The sequence below is a fragment of the Natrialba sp. PRR66 genome, assembly GCF_034808065.1.
Lineage (GTDB): Archaea > Halobacteriota > Halobacteria > Halobacteriales > Natrialbaceae > Natrialba > Natrialba aegyptia.
In genome coordinates, this window is sequence record NZ_JAXHGN010000001.1 from 757,416 (window position 1) to 779,462 (window position 22,047).

The window sequence follows — 22,047 nt, forward strand, 5'->3', positions numbered from 1 at the left end:
CTTTATCGCTCGGATAATAACGATTGACCATGGAATTCGGTCTCACCGAAGAACAGGAGCAGATCCGCGAAGAGGTACAGCGGTTCGCCGAAAACGAAATCGTCCCCATCGCCGAGGAGTACGACGAACAGGAGAAATACCCCCACGACGTCATCGACGAGGCCGCCGAAATGGGCCTGACCGGCTCGTACATCCCGATCGACTACGGCGGTGCCGGGTACTCCATCCTCGACACCGCGATCATCACCGAGGAACTGTTCTCCTACGACCCCGGAATCGCGCTGTCGATCATCTCGACCTCCTTCGGTTGCGAGGCGATCATGAACTTCGGGACCGACGACCAGAAGAAGCGCTTCTTAGAGCCCGTCGCGCTCGGCGAGAAAATCTCCGGCGCTGCGATCTCCGAACCCGACACCGGCTCCGACGTGTCCTCCGTCTCGACCCGCGCCGAGAAGGACGGCGACGAGTGGGTGATCAACGGCAACAAGATGTGGATCACCAACGGGACCGTCGGCGACTTCTTCGTCGTCCTCTGTAAAACCAACCCCGACGCACAGGGCCGGTACAACGGCTTCAGCCAGATCGTCGTCGAATCCGATCGCGACGGCTTCTCCGCCGAGAAGATCACCGGCAAACTGGGCATCCGCGCCTCGGACACGGCTGAACTCGTCTTCGACGACGTGCGCGTCCCCGAGGAAAACCTCATCGGCACCAAAGACGCCGCGTTCATGCAGCAGATGCAGTTCTTCGACGAGACCCGCACCGCCGTCGCCGCACAGGGCGTCGGCATCGCCAAGGGTGCCACCCGCGCCGCGCTCGAGTACGCCCAGGACCGCGAGCAGTTCGGCCAGTCGATCTCGGAGTTCCAGGCCATCCAGCACAAACTCGCCGAGATGGCGACGAACACCGAGGCGGCCCGCAACCTGACCTACAAGGCGGCCTGGAACGTCGACCAGGGCGAGGACATCACCAAGCTCGCTTCGATGGCCAAGGAGTACGCCTCCCGAATCGCCGTCGAGACCGCCGACGAGGCCGTCCAGATCCACGGTGGGGCCGGCTACGTCAACGACTTCCCGGTCGAGCGGTTCTACCGCGACGCGAAGATCACCCAGATCTACGAGGGCACCTCCGAAATTCAGAAGAACGTCATCGCACGCGAGATGCTCGGCAAGGGCTTCTAGAACCAAACTGTTGCTCTGCGCCGGTCGCTTCGCGGCCGCACTCGGCAAAATATCGAAGCTTCCTTCTTGAGGCGATCCGCGGCGAGGATGTAGAAGGGGCCGTCTTCGTAAGGGACGCTAGTCGTCGCTGGGACCGGGAGCAGGATTGGGGTTGTCGTCTACGGGAGTTGCAGCTTCGGCGTCGAACAGCGGGCTCTGCTCACCGGGGACGAACGTGTTGAGGACGAGCGCCGACAGCGCGGTCAGGATCACCGGCTCGCCGAAGAACGTCTGGGCCGCGTTCGGGAGGCCGCTGATCGCTTCGGGAGTCGTCGCGATACCGAGGCCGAGGCCGAGCGAGACGGCCACGATGACCATGTTCCGCCGGTCGAGTTCAGTGTGCAGGACGATCAATCGGAAGCCGCTGGCGGCGACCATCCCGACCATCAGCAGGGTGGCGCCGCCGAAGACGGCGCTCGGGATGGTCGTGACGACGGCACCGATTTTCGGGCTGAGACCGAGTACGGCGAGGATGACGCCGCTGATGCCGACGACGTGGCGGCTCATCACGCCTGTGAAGGTGATAATGCCGACGTTCTGGGAGAACGAGGTGACGGGGAAGGTGGCGAAGACGGAGCCGAGCGAACTCAGCAGGCCGTCGGTAAAGAGGGCCCCGCGGAACTCGCGGGTGTCGGGGTTTCGCCCTTCGGCGGCGGTTACGCCGGACATGTCGCCGACGGTCTCCATCGCGGAGACGAGAAAGAGGAAGGCGAAGACGAGAATCGCGATCGGTTCGAACTCGAACCCGAAGCGGGTCGGCGACGGAACGGCGACCCATGCGGCCGCTCCGATCGGCGAGAAGTCGACGAGGCCGACCGCGACCGCGGCGACGTAGCCGACCGTGATCGCGACGAGAATGCTCAGCAGACGGGTGATTCCGCGCGTCAACATGTTGAGTCCGACGGCGATGGCCAGAACGAGCGCGGCCAGTCCGATGTGGTGAAGCGCGCCGAACTCGCCGGCTTCGTGGGCAGCGGTGCCGCCGGCGGCGTAGTCCATTCCCGTCGGGATCAGGTACAGTCCGATGATGACGACGACGAGACCGGTGACAAGCGGCGGGAAGAAGGGTTTGATGCGGTTGAACTGCCAACCGATGAGTCCTTCGACGGTGAAGCCAGTAACGAGGATCGCACCGAACACCGCGGCCATGCCGAAGTCTGCGCCGATCGTCGTCATCGCGCCGAGGAACGTAAAGCTCGTTCCCATAACGATCGGCAGTTTCGCGCCGACGGGGCCGACCGTGTAGGCTTGGACGATGGTCGCCAGGCCGGAAAACAACAGCACCATCTGGACGATGTAGGCCGTATCGGCACCGCTCAGTCCGACGCTGCCCGCGACGATGTAGGCCACCGCCGTCGCCGGCACGATCATGACCGCGACGTGCTGGAGTCCCAGCAGGATCGACTTCGGCAACGGTGGTTTCTCGTCGAGTCCGTACTCGAGCTGAATGCCATCCCCGGGTTCGTTCGACATCTATAGAGATCTGCTTGCAATCGAGAGGTAAAAAGTCTCGTATATGCGCTCAGATCACGCACTCTCAGCAGTGCTTTCACCCATAAGCATGCATATTTCGACGCTGCAAGGAGTCGGACAGCTACTCGACGGACCTGTCGGCGAGCGAAGATACGGAGCCGTTCGCTCTCGAAGCCGAGTTCAGCAGTGCGATGAGTGAACGGTAACGTCCCCGTCCTCGACCGTGATGTCGATGAGGCTCGTCGCCTCGAACGGCGTCTCGTCGAGGGCGGACGGGCCGACCTTTCGCATGACGACGACGATGTCAGCGATTTCGGCTCCGATGTCGTCGAGCGCCGTACAGATTGCCGCCAGGGTGCCGCCGGTCGAGAGCATGTCGTCGAGGATGACGACGCGGTCGCCGGGTTCGACGTCGTTGATGTACATCTCCGACTCCGAGTAGCCCGTCTCCTGGTGGAGCGATACCTCGCCCTCGAGGCCGTACTCTCGTTTGCGAATCACGACGAGCGGAATGTCGGTTTGTAGTGACACCGCGGTTGCGAGGTGAATGCCCATTGCTTCGGGGGCGACGATCTTGTCGACGTTCAGGTCGGCAGTTTGCATGACCTCGACGACGACCTCCCGCAACAGCGCGGGATCGAGCACCGGTACGCCGTTGCTGATCGGGTGGACGAGGTATTCGTAGCCGTCTTTGTCGATGATCGGCGCGTCATCAAGCGATGCGAGGAGTCGGTCCATGTCGTGGATTGGGGCAATCGCGGCAAAAGCGGTTCGTTCTCGACTCCGAGCGGAGCGGCCTCTCGCGTTGGGTACTCGACAGTGGAGTTTTCACCGTCGTTCGGCTCGTGTTGAACGAATCGCGTTCCATCACTGGTCGCTCCGGATGTTCGCCTCACGGGCGTGGCGATGGCGTTATCAGTCGCTGTCCGAATCCGAATCCGAATCAGTATCCCCATCGTCGGTATCCGTGTCCGAGTCGGTATCGCCATCGTCAGTATCGCTATCCGTGTCGCCATCGCCCCCGGAATCGGTGTCGGTGTCGGTGTCACCGTCGTCCGAATCCGAGTCCGAATCTGAATCTGAATCTGTATCACCGTCCCCGGAAGCCGAACCAACAGTCGCATCGCTTCCGGACGGCGGGTGTATCAGCGCCGTCTCCGGTTCGGCTGAACCGGCATCGGCATCAGCATCGGCGTCGGCGTCGGTGTCGGTCTCGGGAACCCGATCCCGCCGTGATTCTTTCACACCCCGACGGTCGCGCTCGCTGTCACCCGCCTCCCAAATCGAGTTCACCTCCAGCAGATACAACGTGACCGGCGGAACGACGTAACAGGCGATCGCGATCGCGGCAAACCAGGGATCGATGAAGATGAGCAGTCCGAAGATCGTGAGTCCGGCCGCAGTGGCTGCGTGGATCGCCGTCTTCGTATAGCCGCGGTAGAACTCCCAGAACTCGCGGAGTTCCGTTCTGATCCGTGCTGCTGCCGGCTGTCCCATACCGTTCGGTACGCCATCAAGCGGGAAACCATTTGTCGCGTGAACCCCTAGTGCCGACAATGAGAGAGTTCGTCTTTGCACTGGAGTACGAACCGGGAACCAACCCGGTCGCCGACGTGCTCGCGGACTACCCCGAGATGTCGGTCCGCTCGCTGTCGTGTCACGTCAGCGCCGATAGCCTCTGGCGAGTCGACCTCGCGAGCGGACCCGACGCGGCGCTCGCCGAACTCGAACGCGCCTACGAGACGGCCGACTACTTCGCGGACTGTCTCGTCAAGGACCACTGCGGGGCGGATTGTGAGGTGCAGGTCCTCGATCGATCGAGCGATACGCTCGTCGTCTACACCTACTGGGAGCGAACCGAAGTCTGCACGTCGGTCCCCCACGTAGCCCTCGAATATCTGGGCGAGGGGCTGCTCTTCGAGACCTACCGCGAGGGCCGTCGCTACCGCTGGCGGATCGTCCTCGGAAGCGACGCGCCGATCCACGAGTTCTTCGACGCGCTCGGCGAGGAGGTCGGCGAGTGTACGGGCATCGAGATGCTGCGCCTGACCGAACTCGATCCAGAGCGAAACGCCGTCGAGGCGGCGGTCAATCCGGCCGACGCACTCCCCGAGGAGCAGCAGGCGGCGTTGCAGGCGGCGGTCGAGTACGGCTACTACGAGACGCCACGCCAGATCGACCTCTCGGAACTCGCTGACCGACTGGACGTCCCGCGGTCGACGCTCTCCTATCGGCTTCGGCGGGCGGAGGCGACGCTTGCGTCGACGTTCGTCGGCGAGATGGAAACGATCGAACTGGCGGCGGGGTTGTGAATTGAACTCGGGAACTCAGGGGCTCGCGGACTCGAGAACTCGAAAATTGTCGCACCCCGATCCCTGGTTTGGCGCACGCCAAATAATCCGTATACTGGTGGGGAAAGTAGGAGGACGTAATGAGAGATTCACCACCGAGTGTGCCGCCCGATTCATCGGATTCAGAACAATCAGGGACCGATCAAACGCTCGAGGTGCGGGTCCCCGAGATGGACTGTCCCTCCTGTGCCGGCAAGGTGACGAAGAGCGTCGAGCGACTCGACGGCATCGACGACATCGACCCACGGGTAACGAGCGGTCGTCTGCTTGTCCGGTACGATCCGGCGCGGACGAGCGAGTCCGAGATTCGGGACCGCGTGCGGGCAGCCGGCTATCAGATTGCGGACGAGGGCAGCGACGGGGGAGCGGCTGACCTCTCGCTGTCGGTACCCGAGATGGACTGTGCGTCGTGTGCGAACAAGGTCGAGAACGCGCTCGCGGCTCTCGACGGCGTTGACGAGATCGAGACACAGCCCACCTCGGGCCGCGTGACGGTCGCGGTCGACGACGAGACGAGCGCCGACACGGTCGTCGACGCGGTCGGCTCGGCGGGCTACGAGGCGACGCCGATGGACGGCGACGACGAGATCGGGTTCGGCGACGATGACTCGATCTGGCGGAGCCGCCGCGCCATCGGCACGGCGATCGGCGGGGCCATCGCAGCCGTCGGTATCGGTCTCTCCTTCGTCGTCCCGGCCGCCGATCCCACCCTCGGAACCGTCGCCGGCAGACCCTACGCGCTCTCGCAGCTTCTGTTCATCATGGCCGCCGCGATCGCCGGCGCGCCGGTTCTCCGGAACGCCGTTTATTCGATCCGCAACCGGAGCCTGGATATCGACTTCCTGATGGGCGTCGGCATCGTCGCCAGCGTGGCCGCACACCACCCCTTCGAAGGGGCGATGCTCGCGGTCCTGTTCTCGGTCGCGGAGCTCCTCGAACGCTTCTCGATGGACCGCGCCCGGAACTCGCTGCGCGAACTGATGGACCTCTCCCCCGACACCGCGACCGTCCGCCGCGACGACGGCTCGACGGAGACCGTTTCCGCCGACGAACTCGCGATCGGCGACGTGGTCGTCGTTCGGCCCGGCGAGAAGATCCCCGCCGACGGCGTTGTCATCGAGGGCCAGAGTGCGGTCGATCAAGCCCCGATCACGGGCGAGAGCGTGCCCGCCGACAAGCGCGAGGGCGACGAAGTCTTCGGTGGGACGATCCCCGAATCCGGCTATCTCGAAGTCGAAGTCGAGAGCGAGGCAGACGACTCCACCATCGCCCGCATCGTCCGGACCGTCGAGGACGCCGAGCGCGACCAGACGAAACGCGAGCAGTTCGTCGATCGCTTTGCGAGTGTCTACACGCCGCTCGTCGTCGTATTCGCGCTCGCCGTCGCGACGCTGCCGCCGCTGCTCGCCGGTGCCTCGTGGAACACCTGGTTCCTGCGCGGGCTCACGCTGCTGGTCATCGCCTGCCCCTGCGCGTTCGTCATCTCCACGCCCGTCAGCGTCGTCTCGGGCATCACGAGCGCCGCTCGCAACGGCGTCCTGATCAAGGGCGGTCGCCATCTCGAAACCACCGGCGAGAGCGACGTACTCGCCGTCGACAAGACCGGCACGCTGACCACTGGCGATCTCTCCGTCACCGACGTGATCCCGCTCGAGGGTGCCACCGAGGCGGACGTCCTCCGCCGCGCCAGCGCCGTGGAACGGCGGAGCGAACACCCCGTCGGCCGGTCCATCGTCGGCTACGCCGACGAGCAGGGAATCGACGGCCGCGACGCCGGCGTCTCGAACTTCGAGGCCCTGACCGGCAAGGGCGTCCGCGCCGAACTCGACGGCGACACGCACTACGTCGGAAAGCCGGACCTCTTCGACGGACTCGCGGATCTCGAGCACGTCCACGCGACGACCGACGGCGGCGTCGCGGTCGTCGACGCGCCCGACCGCTCGCAGTGTGAGCGCGAGGGGTGTCTCGACGTGCTCGAGGACATCGTTCCGAAACTGGAGCGAGACGGCAAGACGGTCGTCGTCGTCGGGACCGAAGACGACCCGCTCGGCGTCATCGCCGTCGCGGATCGCGTTCGACCGGACGCCGAATGGGCCGTCTCGCGGCTCCAAGAGCAGGACGTTCGCGTCGTGATGCTCACCGGCGACAACGAGGGGACGGCCCGCGCCATCGCCGAGCAGGTCGGTATCGACGAGTTCCACGCGGAGTTGCTTCCCGATGAGAAACTCGCGTGGATCGAGCAACTCGAAAGCGAGAGCGACGAGGCTCGCGTCGCGATGGTCGGCGACGGGATCAACGATGCGCCCGCGATGGCCACCGCGAGCGTCGGGATCGCGATGGGCGCAGCGGGGACGGACACGGCCCTCGAAACCGCCGACGTGGCGTTGATGGGTGACGACCTCACCCGGCTGCCGTATCTCTTCGATCTCTCGAAGACGGCCACCGGCGTCATCCGACAGAACATCTGGGCGAGTCTGGCGGTGAAAGCCGTGCTCGCGATCGGTGCTCCGATCGGACTCGTGACGGTTATTCACGCGGTCATCATCGGCGACATGGGCATGAGTCTCGGCGTGACCGGCAACGCGATGCGGCTCGCAAACGTGGAGCCGGAGACGCCGGCCGCCGACACCGGTCCGAACTCTCCCGAGTCGAACTGACGCCTGACGCGCGACGATCTCACTCGGTTCGGTCGCCGAAACCGGGAGCGCTTTCCTTCTCGAACACCTCTTACAGTATCCCGTATGATGGACGAGGCCGAATCCGTGCTGCGCCGGGACCCGGTCATGAACCGGCTGATCGAAACGCACGATCCCTACGTCGAACCCGATTGGACCGAGTACGAACGCCTCTGCATTTCGATCATCAACCAGCAACTCTCGACCGCGAGCGCGGCTGCCGTCCGCGAGCGCGTCTTCGATCACTTCGGCGGCGAACTCACCCCCGAAGCAGTGCTTACGGCCGAAGAGGAGCCGTTGCGCGACGCCGGTCTCTCCCGCAGCAAAGTCTCGTATCTGCAAAACGCTGCCCAGGCCTTTCAGGAGAACGACTACACTCGCGAGGGCCTGGCCGAGTTCAGTAACGCGGCGGTCGTCGACCAACTCACCGAGATCACGGGGATCGGTGCGTGGACGGCTCGGATGTACCTCCTGTTCGTGCTGGAACGGCCCGACATCCTGCCGCTCGGCGACCTCGCCGTCCGCCGCGGGATCGACGAACTCTACGGCGACGGCGCGGAGTTGACGCGGGACGAGATGCGCGAGATCGCCGAATCGTGGCGGCCCTATCGGAGCGCGGCGACGCGGTATATCTGGGCCGAGTACGAGGCGGAATCGAGTATCGACGTTACCGACCTGGTCAACGCCGACGGCTAACCGACGGCCACCAGCCAGGCGAGCACCTGTCGAGCGGTACGGTCATCGGTTTCAGTGCCGGTAATCGATCACTGTCCGCGTCGATCCTCGCAGCCGATGACTGTCATCGAAGTCGGGACGAGTTCGCAATCCGTTATTACGATTTTGCGTCCGGTGCCGACACGATACGAGTACTGATTCAGGGATGGAAACCGAGAACTGAGTCGAAGAGACGGCCCCGCCGACTGAAGTACGGTCCGATTGCAAGGTTGACTATGTCCGAGGACCCACCCGGCAGTTCGTCGAACACGAACGCGAGCGCGAAGCCGACCGAGAACTCGGGGACTCACCGGCGGCGCGCCCACCGTCGAATGACTACCGACCCCGACCGAATCCGGGAGTGGGCCGAGTCCCGCGACGCCGTTCCCGTCTCGTACGGCGGCGAAGGCAGCGGTAGCAGCCACGACTACACGTTCGTCCGTCGAAACGACCTCGAGGACCACCACGAAGCGCAGTCCTGGGACGAGTTCAGCGAGACGTTCGGTAACGAGGATCTGGTGTTCGTCTACGAGGCCACAGAGCCCGCAGCAAAAGACCGCGGCCACGGCGCGACGGACACGGCCGAAACCGACGTCGAAGACGAAGCCGATGCGCAACCGGACGCCGACAATCCCTCGCTCGGCACCTTCGAACTCGTCGACCGAACCCGGGCCTTCGATCGCGTCGAGCTCGGCGAGAGCGAACTCGAGGACCAACTCCGACAGGGCGAGCGCGTCACAACTGAACTCGTCGAAACGCAGCGAATCGAGCGCGACATCGTCGAACGCGACACACTCGAGAGTGAGATTGTTGACTCGGAACTCCTCGAACGCCGCGTCGTCGATTCCGAACTCCTCGACCGGGAGGCCGTCGATATCGAGTTCATCGACGAGTCGCTCGTCGAGGTCACGACCGACGAGGCCCGCCTCGAAACGGTCGAGGAAATCGAGCGCTACGCGGTCGAAAGCCGCGTCGTCGACGTCGATATCGACCACAACGACGCGCTCACTCGAGACGAGATCGAGACGGACGATGCCTTCGAGCGCGTCCAGGAATCGATTCTCGAGAGCGACATCGTCCGGACGGACGCCGACCCCGCTGCTGTCGTCGAACAGGAAGTCATCGAGAGCAAGCGCGGCGAGGGCGATACCGTTCGGAGCGACCTCATCGAGCGTCGCACCGTCGAAGACGAAATCGACGAACGACTCGTGATGCGCTTTGCGCTCGAGGACAGCGACATCCTCGATTCTGAACTCGTCAGCAGCACGGTTCTCGAGGGGGAGATCATCGACAGCGAGGAGTACGAGACGATGGCGGCGGAGGAGATGCGTTCGCCGGCCGGAGCGACGGGAGATGCCGAGTCGGGCGAGGGTGCGACAGGAGAAATGGGCGCAGAAGCAGAACCCGGGGGGATGGAGACGTCGGAGATGGAGTCCGGCGGGAGCGATCAGACGGAAGCGCTGGAGACCGGAACGGCCGGTAACGAGGAGACTGCTGCCGGCGAAGGGGCGGAGATGGCTGAACCGAGTGGAGCCGGTGCGGAATCGGCTTCGGCGGAGGCCGGAACGGGGTCGGCGGCCGGTGACGAGATGGAAACGGGTGCGGGTGAGATGGACGAAACGCGAGACGGAACTGAAAAATCCGAAATGGGTGCAGAGCCGGAGTCGAAGTCGCCGGGAGAGTCGGAGTCGGAGTCAGTGCCCGAGTCGGAGACCCCGACCGTAGACCCGGATGCGACGGTATCGATTTCGGCTTCGGATCAAGGAAAGAATGTCGTCGACGAGGCGGGGAACCAGATCGGAATTATTTCGACGGTCGAGGAGGGGACCGCGTACGTCGATCCGAAGCCGGGGCTTACGGACCGGCTGCGGGCCCGGCTCAACTGGGGCGGTCACAGTGACGACGAGTATCCGGTCGAACCGGCACAGATAACGGCGGTAAGAGAGGACGAGGTGGTCGTCAGAAGCGAATGAAGGGCACGCGCTGAGAGAACGGGTATTCGAGTCCGTTCGGAGACTGCAAGTGGCGTCCCCGAGCAGGTCAGCGTCGCCGGAAATCTCGAGTGGCGGCCGTGTGACGCTCGACTTCAGGGAGGGGTTACTCGAGGTCGAAGCGATCGAGCATCATCACTTTGCTCCACGTGTCTGCGAAGTCACGCACGAATTTCTCCTCCGAGCCGTCGGAGGCGTAGACATCCGCAATGGATCGGAGCCGAGCGTTCGAACCGAAGACGAGATCCGCGCGGGTAGCCGTCCACTCGACATCGCCCGTCTCGCGGTCGCACAGGTCGAAGACCTGGCCGGTCTCGGAGTCGGCAGTCGCCTCCCAACCCATGATGTCTTGGGAGTCGTCGGACGCTTCCCACTCGTAATCCATGTCGAGCAGGTTCACGAAGAAGTCGTTGGTCAACGTCTCCGGCTGGTCGGTGAGGACGCCGAGCTCGGAGTCCTGGTAGGTCGCGTTCAGTGCGCGCATGCCGCCGACCAGCACCGTCATCTCGGGTGCCGTCAGATCCAGGAGGTCCGCCTTGTCGATCAGCAGTTCCTCCTGCGACCGGTCGGCCTCGTCCGAGTAATAGTTCCGGAACCCGTCGGCTTCGGGTTTGAGCGCCTCGAAGGACTCGACGTCGGTCTGTTCCTGCGTGGCGTCGGTCCGACCCGGTTCGAACGGAATCTCCACGTCGTAGCCGGCGTCCGCCGCAGCACGTTCGACGGCCGCGTTCCCACCCAGCACGATCAGATCGGCCAGCGAGACCCGCACGTCGTCGGACCGCGAGCCGTTGAACTCTTCCCGAATCGCTTCGTAGGTCGAAAGCACCGTCTCCAGCTGGTCCGGTTCGTTTACCTCCCAGTTCTTCTGCGGTTCGAGACGGATGCGAGCCCCGTTCGCGCCGCCGCGCTTGTCGCTGTCGCGGTACGTCGACATCGACGCCCAGGCGGTCTTGACCAGCTGGGAAATCGAGAGATCCGACGTAAGGATCTCTTCTTTGAGCTCGCTGATCTCCTCGTCGCCGATCAGGTCGTAGTCGGCGTCGGGGATCGGATCCTGCCACAGTAGTTCCTCGTCCGGCACTTCCGGGCCGAGGAATCGCTCTGCCGGACCCATATCGCGGTGGATCAGCTTGTACCAGGCCTTCGCGAATTGCTCACGGAACTCGTCGGGATTCTCCTGGAAGCGCTCGAGAATCTCCCGGTAGTCGGGATCGCGCTTGAGTGCGATGTCCGTCGTCAGCATCATGACGTCTTCTTTCTCCGACGGATCTTCGGCACCCGGTGCGGCTTCGTCGAGTTCACCGTTCTGCGTGGTCCACTGCCAGGCACCGCCGGGCCCCTTCTCGGGCCACCACTTGTACTCGAGCAGGGTGTTGATGTAACCCATGTCCCACTGGGTTGGTGTGGTATTCCACGGGCCCTCGATCCCGCTGGTGATCGCGTCGGACCCCTTGCCGGAGCCGTGGCTGCTCTCCCAGCCGAGTCCCTGCTGATCGATAGGAGCCGCTTCGGGCTCGGGGCCGACGTGTTCGTCGGGGTCGGCGGCACCGTGGACTTTCCCGAAGGTGTGGCCGCCGGCGATGAGCGCGGCCGTCTCCTCGTCGCTCATCGCCATCAGGCCGAACGACTCTCGAATCCGTTCCGCCGACTTCTCCGGATCCGGCTCGCTGTCCGGGCCTTCCGGATTCACGTAGATAAGCCCCATCACGGTGGCGGCGAGCGTCCCTTCGAGTTCGCCGTTCTCGTCGAAGCGGTCGGACCCTTCCCACTCGTCCTCGGGCCCCCAGTCGACGGCTTCGTCGGGTCGGTATTCGTCCTCGCGCCCGCCGGCGAAGCCAAACGTTTCGAAGCCCATCGATTCGAGGGCGACGTTCCCGGCCAGAACGATCAGATCGCCCCACGAGAGCTTGCGGCCGTACTTTTGCTTGACGGGCCAGAGCAGTCGGCGCGCCTTATCGAGGTTCGCGTTGTCGGGCCAGCTGTTGAGGGGCGCAAAGCGCTGTCGACCGCCGGCTGCGCCGCCGCGGCCGTCGCTGGTGCGGTACGTGCCGGCGCTGTGCCATGCCATCCGGATAAAGAGTGGGCCGTAGTGGCCGTAGTCCGCCGGCCACCAGTCCTGCGACGTCGTCATAACGTCCTCGAGGTCGGCCTTTACTTCGTCGAGGTCGAGTTTTTCGAACTCCTCGGCGTAGTCGAAGTCCTCATCCATCGGGTTGGATGCGGGGACGTTCTGATCGAGGAGATCCACGTTCAACCGGTTTGGCCACCAGTCTTGGATTGACTTCGTCATCAGTGTGCAATTGCTGCGTTCGCCTATTAAGATTTCCTAATCCGGTATGATGTCTTCGCTACGACCCAAGCAATCTTCTGAACGCGGGAATTTTTATCAGTGATATAGTCGCGGTGTCTCTTCGACACAACCGTTGAGACCGGTACTAGATGACCGTCGATACGATCGGCTATTTGAAAACCAAGATACCTCCCGCGATCGCTTCGAGGGAACGATCGGTGTGGCAAACGCAACTGTTGATTCCGGTTTCTCCCGAGATAATTCTCGAAATCGAAACGAGGATTCTCGGGTCGGGCAGCCGCTCGTCTACTCTTCTTCCTCCGGAAGATCATCCGCGTCGCGGTCTGCACGCCGACCGACGTCGACGCGGTAGTGCGAGAGAATGTCCCGTCCGAGTAAGACCGGGTAATCCATGTGGTCCCGATCTTCGACGCTCGCTGTCACGGTGTGTTGGTTCCCACCGACGCCAACGACGACGTCGACGACCGGACGGCTACGCGCGGTCTTACTGCTGCCGGATTTGACCCGCGTAATCGACTTGATCGGCCCGGCTCCGATCTCGGCTGCGAGGCCGGTGTCGATACTCGTTCTGGTCGCGCCCGTGTCCGATTTCGCCAGGACCCCCGTCGACCCGCTCGTTCCCGAGAGAATAACTTCCTCGGTGTAGCCGATCACTGTCGGCTCCGTTTCGGGTTGCGTTTGCCTGATCGGTTGTGCACCCGGCTGGGAGTCGTCGAGTTCAGTCGCGAGTTCGTCGACGCGGTCCTGGTCGACGGTGCCGCCGGCGTGTTCGATGGCGAGTTTGGCGATGTAGGGGGCGGGGCTGATCCGGGTGGCTTCGTAGAGGCCTTTGAAGCCGGCCGTCGGGTTTACTTCGAGGACGTACCAGCCGTCGTCGCTTTCGACGAGGTCGACGCCGGCGTAGTCGAGGCCGATGGCGTCCGCGGCACGGGTGGCGAGTCGTCGTGCGGGATCGGGGAGGTCGTCGGTTGCGTCTTCGACGGTGCCCCCGAGGGCGACGTTCGTCCGCCAATCGTTGTCGGGCGCGTAGCGGTACATCGCCCCGATAATCGTGCCGTCGACGACGTAGATGCGTACGTCGCGGTGGCGTCGGTCGTCGCGGTCGATGAGTTCCTGGAGGAACGCATAGCGGTTGCCGACTTTGGCGTTTACTGGATCGCCGGGGCCGACTTTCCAGGTGCCGCCGCCGTGGGTGCCGATCGCCGTCTTATAGACCGCTTCGTCGCCGTATCGGTCGCGGACCGCGTTCAGTTGGTCGCTGCTGAGGGCGAGGACGACGTTGGGGACCTGCACAGCAGCCGTTGCGAGTGCCGTCGCCGTCGAGAGTTTGTGCATTGCAGTGAGCACCGTCGCCGGGTCGTTGAGCATCGGGACGACCTGGGCGAACGTGTTCGCGAGACCGAGTTCTTCGGCGGGTTGTTCGGTGTTTGAAAGGAGCATCCGGTTGGCGATGACATCGACGGCGGGTTCGAGGTCGACGCGACCATCCGTGACGCTGATCGAGGTGTTTTCGTGGCGGAGCCACTCGGTATTGTGTCCGAGTTTATCGACGGCGTTGAGTATTGCTTTCGTCTCCTTGCTCGTGTGAAGACTCAGTACCCCGACGGTGACGGGATCGGCAACGGCCATACCACTTCCACATCGACGGACGGGAAAAGTATTGGCTGGCGCTGTTCGCAGTGAGAGTGTCGTGCGGGCGTGACTACCCGCTGTATCACGTCGCCGTTACGGACTGCGGTAAGTCATTTCCGGCGCAACCGCAGGACGGGCGCGGTTGCACCGGTAAATCGTTACAGCAGACCGTAGTATCACCGGATCGCTGCACGGACCTCGCGCGGATCGACGAGGCCGCTCACGACGGCGAGAACGGCCCACGTGGCCGCACCGAGTGCAACTGCGCCACCGAGCATCACGAGGTTCGACACCATCGGCGTGACGAGCAAGACGGCGACCGCCATCACGCCGGTGATGAGACAGATCAGACCCATCGACCGCCCGAGATGATCGAGGCGCAACGAGAGTTCGGCGTGGACGATGTAGAGATTCACCGCGACGTAGACCGTGTGGGTGATGACGGTTGCAATTGCGGCCCCGACGACGCCGAGCATCGGGATGAGCAGGAGGTTGAGGCCGAAGTTGGCGGCCGAGGTGCCGCCCTTCGCGATGGCACGAGCGCGTGCGCGACCAAGGTAGTCGAGACTGTCGCTGGTCAGGTTCGTAACCGCCTGCAGAACGACGAACCCGGCGAGGACCTGCAAAACGGGAACAGCACCGGCGTAGTCGGGACCGAAAACCATTCTGACAAACGGTTCGGCGACGATCACGAGACCGGCTGCGGCCGGCACGTACAGGAGCATCGTCTGTACGAGCGAGGTTTCGTAGATCTGCCGGGCCTGTTCGAGTTGATCCGCGGCCTTCTGTTCCCCGAAGTTCGGCGAAATCGTAAAGCCGAGCGCCTCCGCGGGTGCGAGGACGAAATCCGTGATCTGCTTGCCGAGCGTATAGAAGGCGACCGCGGTCGGCGTCAGGAGCGCCCCGACCAGTACCGTGTCGATTTGCTTGTCGATGACGTTGGCGCTCCGCGTCGCCGTCAGCGGAACGCTGTACTTGAGGAGGCGACGCGACAGACCGGGCTCGAACTCGTCGGCCGGCTCGTACGTGCGGTAAAACCGTTCGTAGAGGATGGTTATCCCGACCGCGGCGGCGATCGTATAGCCGATGACGTAACCGAAGAGCGCGCCGAGCGCGCCGAAGCCTGCGAGGACGAGCGCGATGACGAAGGCGAACCGGGCGACGCCGGCGATCGCCTGAATCGCAGCGCTATAGCCCAGGGCGTTGAATCCCTGGAACGCGACCTGCGAGAAGGCGTTAAACGAGTTCACCACGATGTAGAGCGCGCCGATAGCGAGAAACGAGGCGACGCCGGGATTGCCGAGAACGGCGGCGAGATCGTCGTAGACCAGTAGGAGGACGAGCGCGACGACGCTGACGACACACAGTTTGGCGATGATCGTCGTCCGGAGGAGGTGGGGGATCTGACCGGGGTCTCGCTCGCTGTATTCGGAGATGTATCGAGCGCTCGACTTGCCGAGTCCGATGTCGGCGAACAGTTGGATGACGGCGAGGATACCGATCACCCAGTAGAGCGCGCCGTAGCCGTCCGGATCGAGCAGAAACCGGGCGAGAACGAACATCAGCAGGGCGCTCGAGACCATATAGATGGCCCGAGCGACGAGCGTTGCCTTGAATCCGCGGACGATGTGATTCTGTGTCTCTGAGGTCATAGCGTGGGAACTGGTCCGGTACTCCCGATGTGCAGTAGGCGAGAGGCTGCGTCGAGTGGTCGAGCGAGACGGACGAACCGGTTGCAGTGGCGCGACCACAGCCGAGTACGCACTGCGTGTCCGAATGCGAGAAGGGCCAATTGTAATGCACAGCCAACAGGAGTAGGCTCGGCGTACCGACCGGGAAAGAGACCAGCGCGACGAACTCGCGATCAGTAGTTCGGCCCCCAACCCGAACGATCCACCGCGAGTTCCCCTTCCATCACGAGTTCTCCTGCGGTCGAGTTCACCGCACTCTGATCACGGATTACGACCGCTGGCGATCACAGATACGACGCGTCCCAGCGCGTCGCCTTCCGCCGATTCCCGCAGACGTTACACTCGATCCGACCCATCGCGTCCATTGCGTTTTCGAGCGAATCGCAGTTCCCGCAGAACCAGCCGTACTGCGTCGTCCGCTCCTGGTCCTCGTAGGCGACGTAGAACGGTGACTGCGATCCGCGGGCCGCCTCGCCGTAGTTGACGTAGACCGTCGTCCCGTCGATATCGAGTTCGTCGACGGTTCCCCACCCCTCGTCGCCAAGATCTTGTTCGACGTAGACGTTCTCGGTGAACGTCTCCTCGCCGATGTCGACCTCGCGCTGGCCGGCCTGTTCGAACCCGTGTTCCCGGTAGAACTCGTTGCCGCCCTCGTTGTCCGCGAGGACGAAACACTCGATCTGATCGGCCCCCGAATCGAGCAGTTTCTCGCGAGTGCGGACGAGCAGGCGGACGCCGGTGCCGCTGCCGCGCGCATCCGGGTCGATGTGGAGCCAGAGGATCCGCCCGGTGCCGTACTGCTGGCCGACGAGGTCGCTCTGGGAGTAGCCGACGAGTTCGTCGTCGCGTTCGACCACGAGGACGACCGCATCGTCGCTCTCGAGTTCGTCGGCGAAGCCGTCACTGTACCACTGGTCGATGGCGTCATCGATCGTCTCGCTGTCGAGAAAGTCGGTATACGTCGAGTGCAGTGAATCACGTGCGATCGATCGAATCGTCTCGACATCGTCGATAGTTGCTTCGCGCAGTTCCATGCGCGAGTGTATCATGACCTCGTATAAAACGTATGCCCCGGCTTGAACAGTGTCTACCCCGAAGACAGCAGGGACGAAGATTCACGTCACTGCCGGTCGAGAAACGCCCATGGGAGGTGACACGCCGGCCGATGGCTCGTCGAACGCGGACACGGACACCGGCACGGACACGGAGCTGAACTCGTCGGGGGCGACGGGTGGAGATGGCACTGCGGCTGAGAGCGATGAGGCGTTCACATACAACGGTGGCCGAGTCGATCCCGGCGAATCGGCGAACATCCGCTATGGAATCAGCGAGACGTATCTCGGAGATCCGATCAGGATTCCGGTGACGATCATCAACGGGGCGAAACCGGGGCCGACGGTCTGTCTCTCCGCTGCGGCCCACGGGGACGAACTCAACGGAATCGAGGTCGTCCGCGAGGTTGCCCACGACTGGGATCATTCGGAGTTACACGGAACGCTGGTTTGCCTGCCCGTGCTGAACGTCCCGGGCTTTCTCGCCCAGGAGCGATATCTGCCGATCTACGACCGGGACCTCAACCGGTCGTTTCCCGGCCGCGAGGGGTCGACGAGCGCCCGCCGAATGGCACACCAGATCTTTACGAACTTCATCGAACCCTGTGACCTGGGGATCGACTTTCATACATCCACTCGCGGGCGAACGAACATGCTTCACGTCCGAGCGGACCTGGATAACCCAACGGTCGTCCGACTCGCGAACGCGTTCAGTTCGAACGTCATCATCGGCGGCGACGGCCCGTCCGGAACGCTCCGCCGCGAGGCGACCGAGGCCGGCATCCCGACCATTACCGTCGAGATGGGGGAGGCCCACCGGTTTCAACGCCGCCTGATCGATCGCGCTCTGACCGGCGTCGCAAGCGTCCTCGCCGAGTTCGGCTGTCATCGCGAGTCCGCGGTTCACTGGCCCGGCTGGCGGGTCGTTATCACCGATGACGACGAGAAGACGTGGCTGCGCGCGGATGCGGGCGGAATCGTCGACATGAAACACGGACGCGGCGCGTTGGTCGAAGAGGGCGACGTGATCTGTACGATCACCAACCCGTTCAAGGAGGAGGACGATATCGTCGCCGTCGAGGCCCCGTTCACCGGGCTCATCGTCGGCGTCCTCGAGAACCCGGTCGTGTATCCCGGCAACCCGCTCTGTCACCTCGTCGGCCTCGAACGCGACACGCGCACGGCATTAGAGCGCGAACAGCGGACCGAGCGGTCGCGGTCGGAGCTGCGATAGTCGAGATTCACGACCGTTCGAGAGGTGAACTCGGGTGCGAGTGAATTCGGATGGCTGGTAGAAACGGAGACGGGACGAAGAGGCAATGAGAGCGATAAAAGTAACTTCTATACCCCCGCGGTCTAACCGTCCACATGAGCGTATGAGTCAGTCTTACAATCGCGGCCTCATCGAGGACTTCGGTCGCTGGAAGGAGTTCTCGGCCGGCATGTGGGCGTGGATCTTCCACAAGTTCACCGGGTGGATGCTTATCGGCTATCTCTTCACCCACATCGCCGTGCTGAGCAGCGCCATCGCAGCGGCGAACGGAGAAACGATGATGCTTGCCGGAGAACAGGTCAACGCATACACCGGGACAATTCAGGGCCTCGAGGGGCTCTTTATCGTTCGCATACTCGAGGTTGGACTGCTGGCGGTCGCCGTCTTCCATATCTTGAACGGAATCCGACTCCTGATGGTCGATCTCGGTATCGGTCTCACTGCACAGGATAAGAGTTTCTACGCCTCGCTCGTTCTGACGGGCGCCATCACCGTTGCGAGCGTGCCGACCTTCCTCTCGGGGGTGGGTCTCTGATGGCGGAACGATATTCTTCGTTCACGCCCGGCGGCACGGCGTGGTTCCTCCAGCGCGTCACGGCGGCGTTTCTGATCGTCGTGCTCGCGTTCCACTTCTTCCTCTTGCACTTCGTCAACCACGCCGCCGAAGTCACTTTCATGGGAACACAGCAGCGCATGGACCACATCGGCTACTTCCTGACGATGGTCCTGTTCCTCGTCGCCGGTGCCTTCCACGGCGTCAACGGCGTCTACAACGCCCTCGTCAACCAGGGGCTGAGCGGCACCCCAAAGAAGGTTGTGCTCGCAGTGCTTAGCCTCGCAGGACTCGCGCTCGTCGCACAGGGAACCTACGTTGCGCTCGTCATGGCGGAGATGATCTAACATGAGTACCCAGCAACAAGAGCCGGAGAGTCAGGAATCGCCACAGGATCCGGAGATGAAAGGCACCGAGTCGCCCCAGCAGCGGCGACTCCGGGAAAAACAGGAGGGCATGGTCGAGGACCAGGCCGAAAAGGAGACCGAGGTCGAGGGCGAGACGGTCCACCTCAAGGTCTTCCGGTACGATCCGGAGGTCGCCGACAAGCAGGAACCTCGCTTCGACGACTTCCACGTCCCCTTCGAGAAGGGGATGACCGTCCTCGACGCGGTTATGTACGCCCGCGACGAGTTCGACTCGTCGCTGACGTTCCGTCACTCCTGTCGGCAGGCGGTCTGCGGATCCGACGCCTTCTTCGTCAACGGCAAGCAGCGACTGGGTTGTAAGACCCAGATTTCGGACCTGCAGCAGCCGGTTCGCATCGAACCGCTGCCCCACCAGGAGGTCGTCAAGGACCTGGTCGTCGACATGGACCACTTCTACGACCAGATGCACGCCGTCGAACCCTACTTCCAGAACGACGACACGCCCGACTCGAGCGATCTGGAAGAACAGCGCCAGTCCCGCGAGAACCGCGAGAAGGTCAAGATGTCTACGCGGTGTATCTGGTGTGGCGCGTGTATGTCCTCGTGTAATATCGCCGCGGGCGACAACGAGTACCTCGGGCCGGCAGCGATCAACAAGGCCTACAAGTTCGCGATGGACGACCGCGAACCCGAGGACGTCAAGGAGCACCGACTCCGCATCCTAGAGCAGGAACACGGCGTCTGGCGGTGTCAGACCCAGTTCTCCTGTACCGATGTGTGTCCGAAGGACATCCCGCTGACCGAGCACATTCAGGAGCTCAAGCGGGAGGCAGTCAAGAAGAACCTGAAGTTCTGGTAACATGTACGAACACGACGTCATCGTGGTCGGCGCTGGCGGCGCCGGCCTCCGAGCCGCGATCGCAGCGAACGAGGCAGGAGCCGACACGGCGATCGTCTCGAAACTCCACCCGGTCCGCAGCCACACCGGCGCGGCGGAAGGGGGGATCAACGCCGCACTTCAGGAGGGCGACGACTGGGAACTCCACGCCTACGACACGATGAAGGGCTCGGACTACCTGGCCGACGCGCCGGCGGTCGAGACCCTCGCTCAGGATGCTCCCGAAGACACCATCACGCTCGAACACTGGGGCATGCCCTTCTCCCGCGAGGACGACGGCCGCGTCTCCCAGCGCCCGTTCGGCGGCCTCTCGTACCCTCGTACCACCTACGCCGGCGCGGAGACCGGACACCACCTGCTGCACACGATGTACGAGCAGGTCGTCAAACGCGGTATCCAGGTCTACGACGAGTGGTACGTGATGAACCTGGCGACGACCGACGAGGACGATCCCAACGACCGCCAGTGCGAGGGCGTCGTCGCCTACGACGTGCAGTCCGGAACCGTGGAGGGATTCAAGGCCAACCAGGGCGTCATCCTCGCGACCGGCGGCCCCGGCCAGGCCTTCGATCACACCACCAACGCCGTCTCCTGTACCGGCGACGGCCACGCGATGGCCTATCGCGCGGGCGCGCCGCTCGAGGACATGGAGTTCATCCAGTTCCACCCGACCTCGCTCCCGTCGACCGGCGTCCTCATCTCCGAGGGTGTCCGCGGTGAGGGCGGTATCCTCTACAACAACGAGGGCGAGCGGTTCATGTTCGAGTACGGCTACGCGAACAACTCCGGTGAACTCGCCAGCCGCGACGTCGTCGCCCGCGCCGAACTCACCGAGGTCAACGAGGGGCGGGGGATCGAGGACGAGTACGTCCACCTCGACATGCGCCACCTGGGCGAAGAGCGCATCATGGACCGACTCGAGAACATCCTGCACCTCGCGGAGGACTTCGAGGGCGTCGACGGCCTCGTCGAGCCGATGCCGGTCAAGCCCGGCCAGCACTATGCGATGGGCGGCATTGAGGTCGACGAGAACGGCCAGACCTGCGTCAACGGCCTCTACGCGGCCGGCGAGTGCGCCTGCGTCTCCGTCCACGGCGGGAATCGACTGGGCGGGAATGCGTTGCCCGAACTCATCGTCTTCGGCAAGCGCGCAGGCCGTCACGCCGCCGGCGAGGACCTCGGCGAACCCGAGATTCGGACCGGCTACGGCGACGACGTCGAGGACGAAGACGATACCGAGTTACCGGTCGCTCCCGGTGCGGCCGGACTCGATTCGTCCGACGCCGTTGCCGACGGTGGCGTCGCGGCCGAGACGGGAACGCTCGAGCGCGCCGTCGAATGCGAGCGCGAGCGCGTCGATCGCCTGATGGAGCGCGACGAGGGCGTCCAGCACGCCGAGATTCGCGCAAAGCTCCAGAAAGCGATGACCGACTACGTCAACGTCTTCCGGACCGAAGACGGCATCAAGAAAGCGCTGAAGATCATCCGCGAGTGCCGCGAGGAGTACCAGAACGTCTACGTCGACGATCCATCGCGGACGTTCAACACCGACCTCCAGCACACGATCGAGACGCGCAACCTGATCGATGTCGCCGAGACGATCGCACTCGGCGCACTCGTGCGAAACGAGTTCCGCGGCGCACACTGGCGACAGGAGAACCAGATCCGCGACGACGAGAACTGGCTCAAACACACGCTCGTCTCCTGGGACGACGGTGCGCCCGATATCTTCTACCGCCCGGTCATTCTCGAGGGGCAGGACAAGACCTACGAGCCGAAAGAGCGCAGTTACTGACGCCTCTCTGCGGTTCTGCTCGCGGTCGATTCTTCGAACTCGGTTCCCCG

17 protein-coding genes are annotated in these 22,047 nt (G+C 63.6%); 10 read left to right on the top strand and 7 right to left on the bottom strand.

The window, feature by feature from the left end; translation table 11 throughout:
- Window positions 1–29 precede the first annotated feature (29 nt).
- A complete protein-coding gene (locus SM755_RS03575; RefSeq protein WP_006664134.1) occupies window positions 30–1,181 on the top strand; it encodes an acyl-CoA dehydrogenase family protein in 1,152 nt (383 codons plus the stop codon).
- A gap of 117 nt (window positions 1,182–1,298) precedes the next feature.
- Here the strand turns inward: SM755_RS03575 and SM755_RS03580 are convergent, their stop codons facing one another.
- From SM755_RS03580 to SM755_RS03590, 3 genes are all read right to left on the bottom strand, one after another.
- A complete protein-coding gene (locus tag SM755_RS03580) occupies window positions 1,299–2,693 on the bottom strand; it encodes a nucleobase:cation symporter-2 family protein (RefSeq protein ID WP_323171476.1) in 1,395 nt (464 codons plus the stop codon).
- Window positions 2,694–2,873: 180 nt separating this feature from the next.
- Window positions 2,874–3,431: a hypoxanthine/guanine phosphoribosyltransferase gene (hpt, locus tag SM755_RS03585; RefSeq protein WP_323171477.1), complete on the bottom strand. Its 558-nt coding sequence runs from the start codon at window positions 3,429–3,431 to the stop codon at window positions 2,874–2,876.
- A 177-nt stretch (window positions 3,432–3,608) separates the two neighbouring features.
- The gene (locus SM755_RS03590) at window positions 3,609–4,190 is read right to left on the bottom strand and encodes a hypothetical protein (RefSeq protein WP_323171478.1); all 582 of its coding nucleotides are present in this window, start codon (window positions 4,188–4,190) and stop codon (window positions 3,609–3,611) included.
- 59 nt (window positions 4,191–4,249) lie between these two features.
- Between SM755_RS03590 and SM755_RS03595 the strand changes: the two genes are divergently transcribed.
- The 4 genes from SM755_RS03595 (at window position 4,250) to SM755_RS03610 (ending at window position 10,406) form a co-directional block, all read left to right on the top strand.
- Window positions 4,250–5,005 carry a helix-turn-helix domain-containing protein gene (locus tag SM755_RS03595; protein ID WP_323171479.1) on the top strand — a complete coding sequence of 252 codons (756 nt, stop codon included), beginning with the start codon at window positions 4,250–4,252 and terminating at the stop codon, window positions 5,003–5,005.
- A gap of 119 nt (window positions 5,006–5,124) precedes the next feature.
- Window positions 5,125–7,701, top strand: a complete 2,577-nt coding sequence (locus SM755_RS03600) for a heavy metal translocating P-type ATPase (protein ID WP_323171480.1) — start codon at window positions 5,125–5,127, stop codon at window positions 7,699–7,701.
- An 84-nt stretch (window positions 7,702–7,785) separates the two neighbouring features.
- Window positions 7,786–8,415: a DNA-3-methyladenine glycosylase 2 family protein gene (locus SM755_RS03605; protein ID WP_323171481.1), complete on the top strand. Its 630-nt coding sequence runs from the start codon at window positions 7,786–7,788 to the stop codon at window positions 8,413–8,415.
- A 254-nt stretch (window positions 8,416–8,669) separates the two neighbouring features.
- A complete protein-coding gene (locus SM755_RS03610; RefSeq protein WP_323171482.1) occupies window positions 8,670–10,406 on the top strand; it encodes a hypothetical protein in 1,737 nt (578 codons plus the stop codon).
- Window positions 10,407–10,530: 124 nt separating this feature from the next.
- Here the strand turns inward: SM755_RS03610 and katG are convergent, their stop codons facing one another.
- The 4 genes from katG to SM755_RS03630 all read right to left on the bottom strand — a co-directional run bounded on the left by katG (window position 10,531) and on the right by SM755_RS03630 (window position 17,092).
- Window positions 10,531–12,714, bottom strand: a complete 2,184-nt coding sequence (katG, locus tag SM755_RS03615; protein ID WP_323171483.1) for a catalase/peroxidase HPI — start codon at window positions 12,712–12,714, stop codon at window positions 10,531–10,533.
- 306 nt (window positions 12,715–13,020) lie between these two features.
- Complete coding sequence (locus tag SM755_RS03620; protein WP_323171484.1) at window positions 13,021–14,364, bottom strand: RimK family alpha-L-glutamate ligase; 1,344 nt, start codon at window positions 14,362–14,364, stop codon at window positions 13,021–13,023.
- A gap of 179 nt (window positions 14,365–14,543) precedes the next feature.
- Window positions 14,544–16,019, bottom strand: a complete 1,476-nt coding sequence (locus SM755_RS03625) for a flippase (protein ID WP_323171485.1) — start codon at window positions 16,017–16,019, stop codon at window positions 14,544–14,546.
- Window positions 16,020–16,342: 323 nt separating this feature from the next.
- A complete protein-coding gene (locus SM755_RS03630; RefSeq protein WP_323171486.1) occupies window positions 16,343–17,092 on the bottom strand; it encodes a GNAT family N-acetyltransferase in 750 nt (249 codons plus the stop codon).
- Window positions 17,093–17,201: 109 nt separating this feature from the next.
- On the opposite strand from SM755_RS03630, the gene SM755_RS03635 reads away from it, so the two are divergent.
- The 5 genes from SM755_RS03635 (at window position 17,202) to SM755_RS03655 (ending at window position 21,997) form a co-directional block, all read left to right on the top strand.
- Window positions 17,202–18,344, top strand: a complete 1,143-nt coding sequence (locus SM755_RS03635; protein WP_323171487.1) for a succinylglutamate desuccinylase/aspartoacylase family protein — start codon at window positions 17,202–17,204, stop codon at window positions 18,342–18,344.
- Window positions 18,345–18,486: 142 nt separating this feature from the next.
- Complete coding sequence (sdhC, locus tag SM755_RS03640; RefSeq protein WP_006664120.1) at window positions 18,487–18,918, top strand: succinate dehydrogenase, cytochrome b556 subunit; 432 nt, start codon at window positions 18,487–18,489, stop codon at window positions 18,916–18,918.
- On the top strand, window positions 18,918–19,283 hold the full coding sequence (locus tag SM755_RS03645; RefSeq protein WP_006664119.1) for a succinate dehydrogenase subunit D: 366 nt from the start codon (window positions 18,918–18,920) through the stop codon (window positions 19,281–19,283). The genes sdhC and SM755_RS03645 overlap by 1 nt, the downstream gene beginning before the upstream one ends.
- Window position 19,284: 1 nt before the next feature.
- On the top strand, window positions 19,285–20,163 hold the full coding sequence (locus SM755_RS03650; protein WP_006664118.1) for a succinate dehydrogenase/fumarate reductase iron-sulfur subunit: 879 nt from the start codon (window positions 19,285–19,287) through the stop codon (window positions 20,161–20,163).
- 1 nt (window position 20,164) lies between these two features.
- A complete protein-coding gene (locus tag SM755_RS03655; protein WP_323171488.1) occupies window positions 20,165–21,997 on the top strand; it encodes an FAD-binding protein in 1,833 nt (610 codons plus the stop codon).
- The last annotated feature ends 50 nt before the right edge of the window (window positions 21,998–22,047 follow it).

Bases quoted from the DNA above. Each gene is read 5' to 3' on its own strand.
- SM755_RS03575 (WP_006664134.1), top strand. From the start codon at position 30: ATGGAATTCGGTCTCACCGAAGAACAGGAGCAGATCCGCGAAGAGGTA.
- SM755_RS03655 (WP_323171488.1), top strand. From the start codon at position 20,165: ATGTACGAACACGACGTCATCGTGGTCGGCGCTGGCGGCGCCGGCCTC.
- SM755_RS03580 (WP_323171476.1), bottom strand. From the start codon at position 2,693: ATGTCGAACGAACCCGGGGATGGCATTCAGCTCGAGTACGGACTCGAC.
- sdhC (WP_006664120.1), top strand. From the start codon at position 18,487: ATGAGTCAGTCTTACAATCGCGGCCTCATCGAGGACTTCGGTCGCTGG.
- SM755_RS03645 (WP_006664119.1), top strand. From the start codon at position 18,918: ATGGCGGAACGATATTCTTCGTTCACGCCCGGCGGCACGGCGTGGTTC.
- SM755_RS03630 (WP_323171486.1), bottom strand. From the start codon at position 17,092: ATGGAACTGCGCGAAGCAACTATCGACGATGTCGAGACGATTCGATCG.
- SM755_RS03610 (WP_323171482.1), top strand. From the start codon at position 8,670: ATGTCCGAGGACCCACCCGGCAGTTCGTCGAACACGAACGCGAGCGCG.
- SM755_RS03635 (WP_323171487.1), top strand. From the start codon at position 17,202: ATGGGAGGTGACACGCCGGCCGATGGCTCGTCGAACGCGGACACGGAC.
- SM755_RS03650 (WP_006664118.1), top strand. From the start codon at position 19,285: ATGAGTACCCAGCAACAAGAGCCGGAGAGTCAGGAATCGCCACAGGAT.
- katG (WP_323171483.1), bottom strand. From the start codon at position 12,714: ATGACGAAGTCAATCCAAGACTGGTGGCCAAACCGGTTGAACGTGGAT.
- SM755_RS03625 (WP_323171485.1), bottom strand. From the start codon at position 16,019: ATGACCTCAGAGACACAGAATCACATCGTCCGCGGATTCAAGGCAACG.
- SM755_RS03600 (WP_323171480.1), top strand. From the start codon at position 5,125: ATGAGAGATTCACCACCGAGTGTGCCGCCCGATTCATCGGATTCAGAA.
- hpt (WP_323171477.1), bottom strand. From the start codon at position 3,431: ATGGACCGACTCCTCGCATCGCTTGATGACGCGCCGATCATCGACAAA.
- SM755_RS03620 (WP_323171484.1), bottom strand. From the start codon at position 14,364: ATGGCCGTTGCCGATCCCGTCACCGTCGGGGTACTGAGTCTTCACACG.
- SM755_RS03590 (WP_323171478.1), bottom strand. From the start codon at position 4,190: ATGGGACAGCCGGCAGCAGCACGGATCAGAACGGAACTCCGCGAGTTC.
- SM755_RS03605 (WP_323171481.1), top strand. From the start codon at position 7,786: ATGATGGACGAGGCCGAATCCGTGCTGCGCCGGGACCCGGTCATGAAC.
- SM755_RS03595 (WP_323171479.1), top strand. From the start codon at position 4,250: ATGAGAGAGTTCGTCTTTGCACTGGAGTACGAACCGGGAACCAACCCG.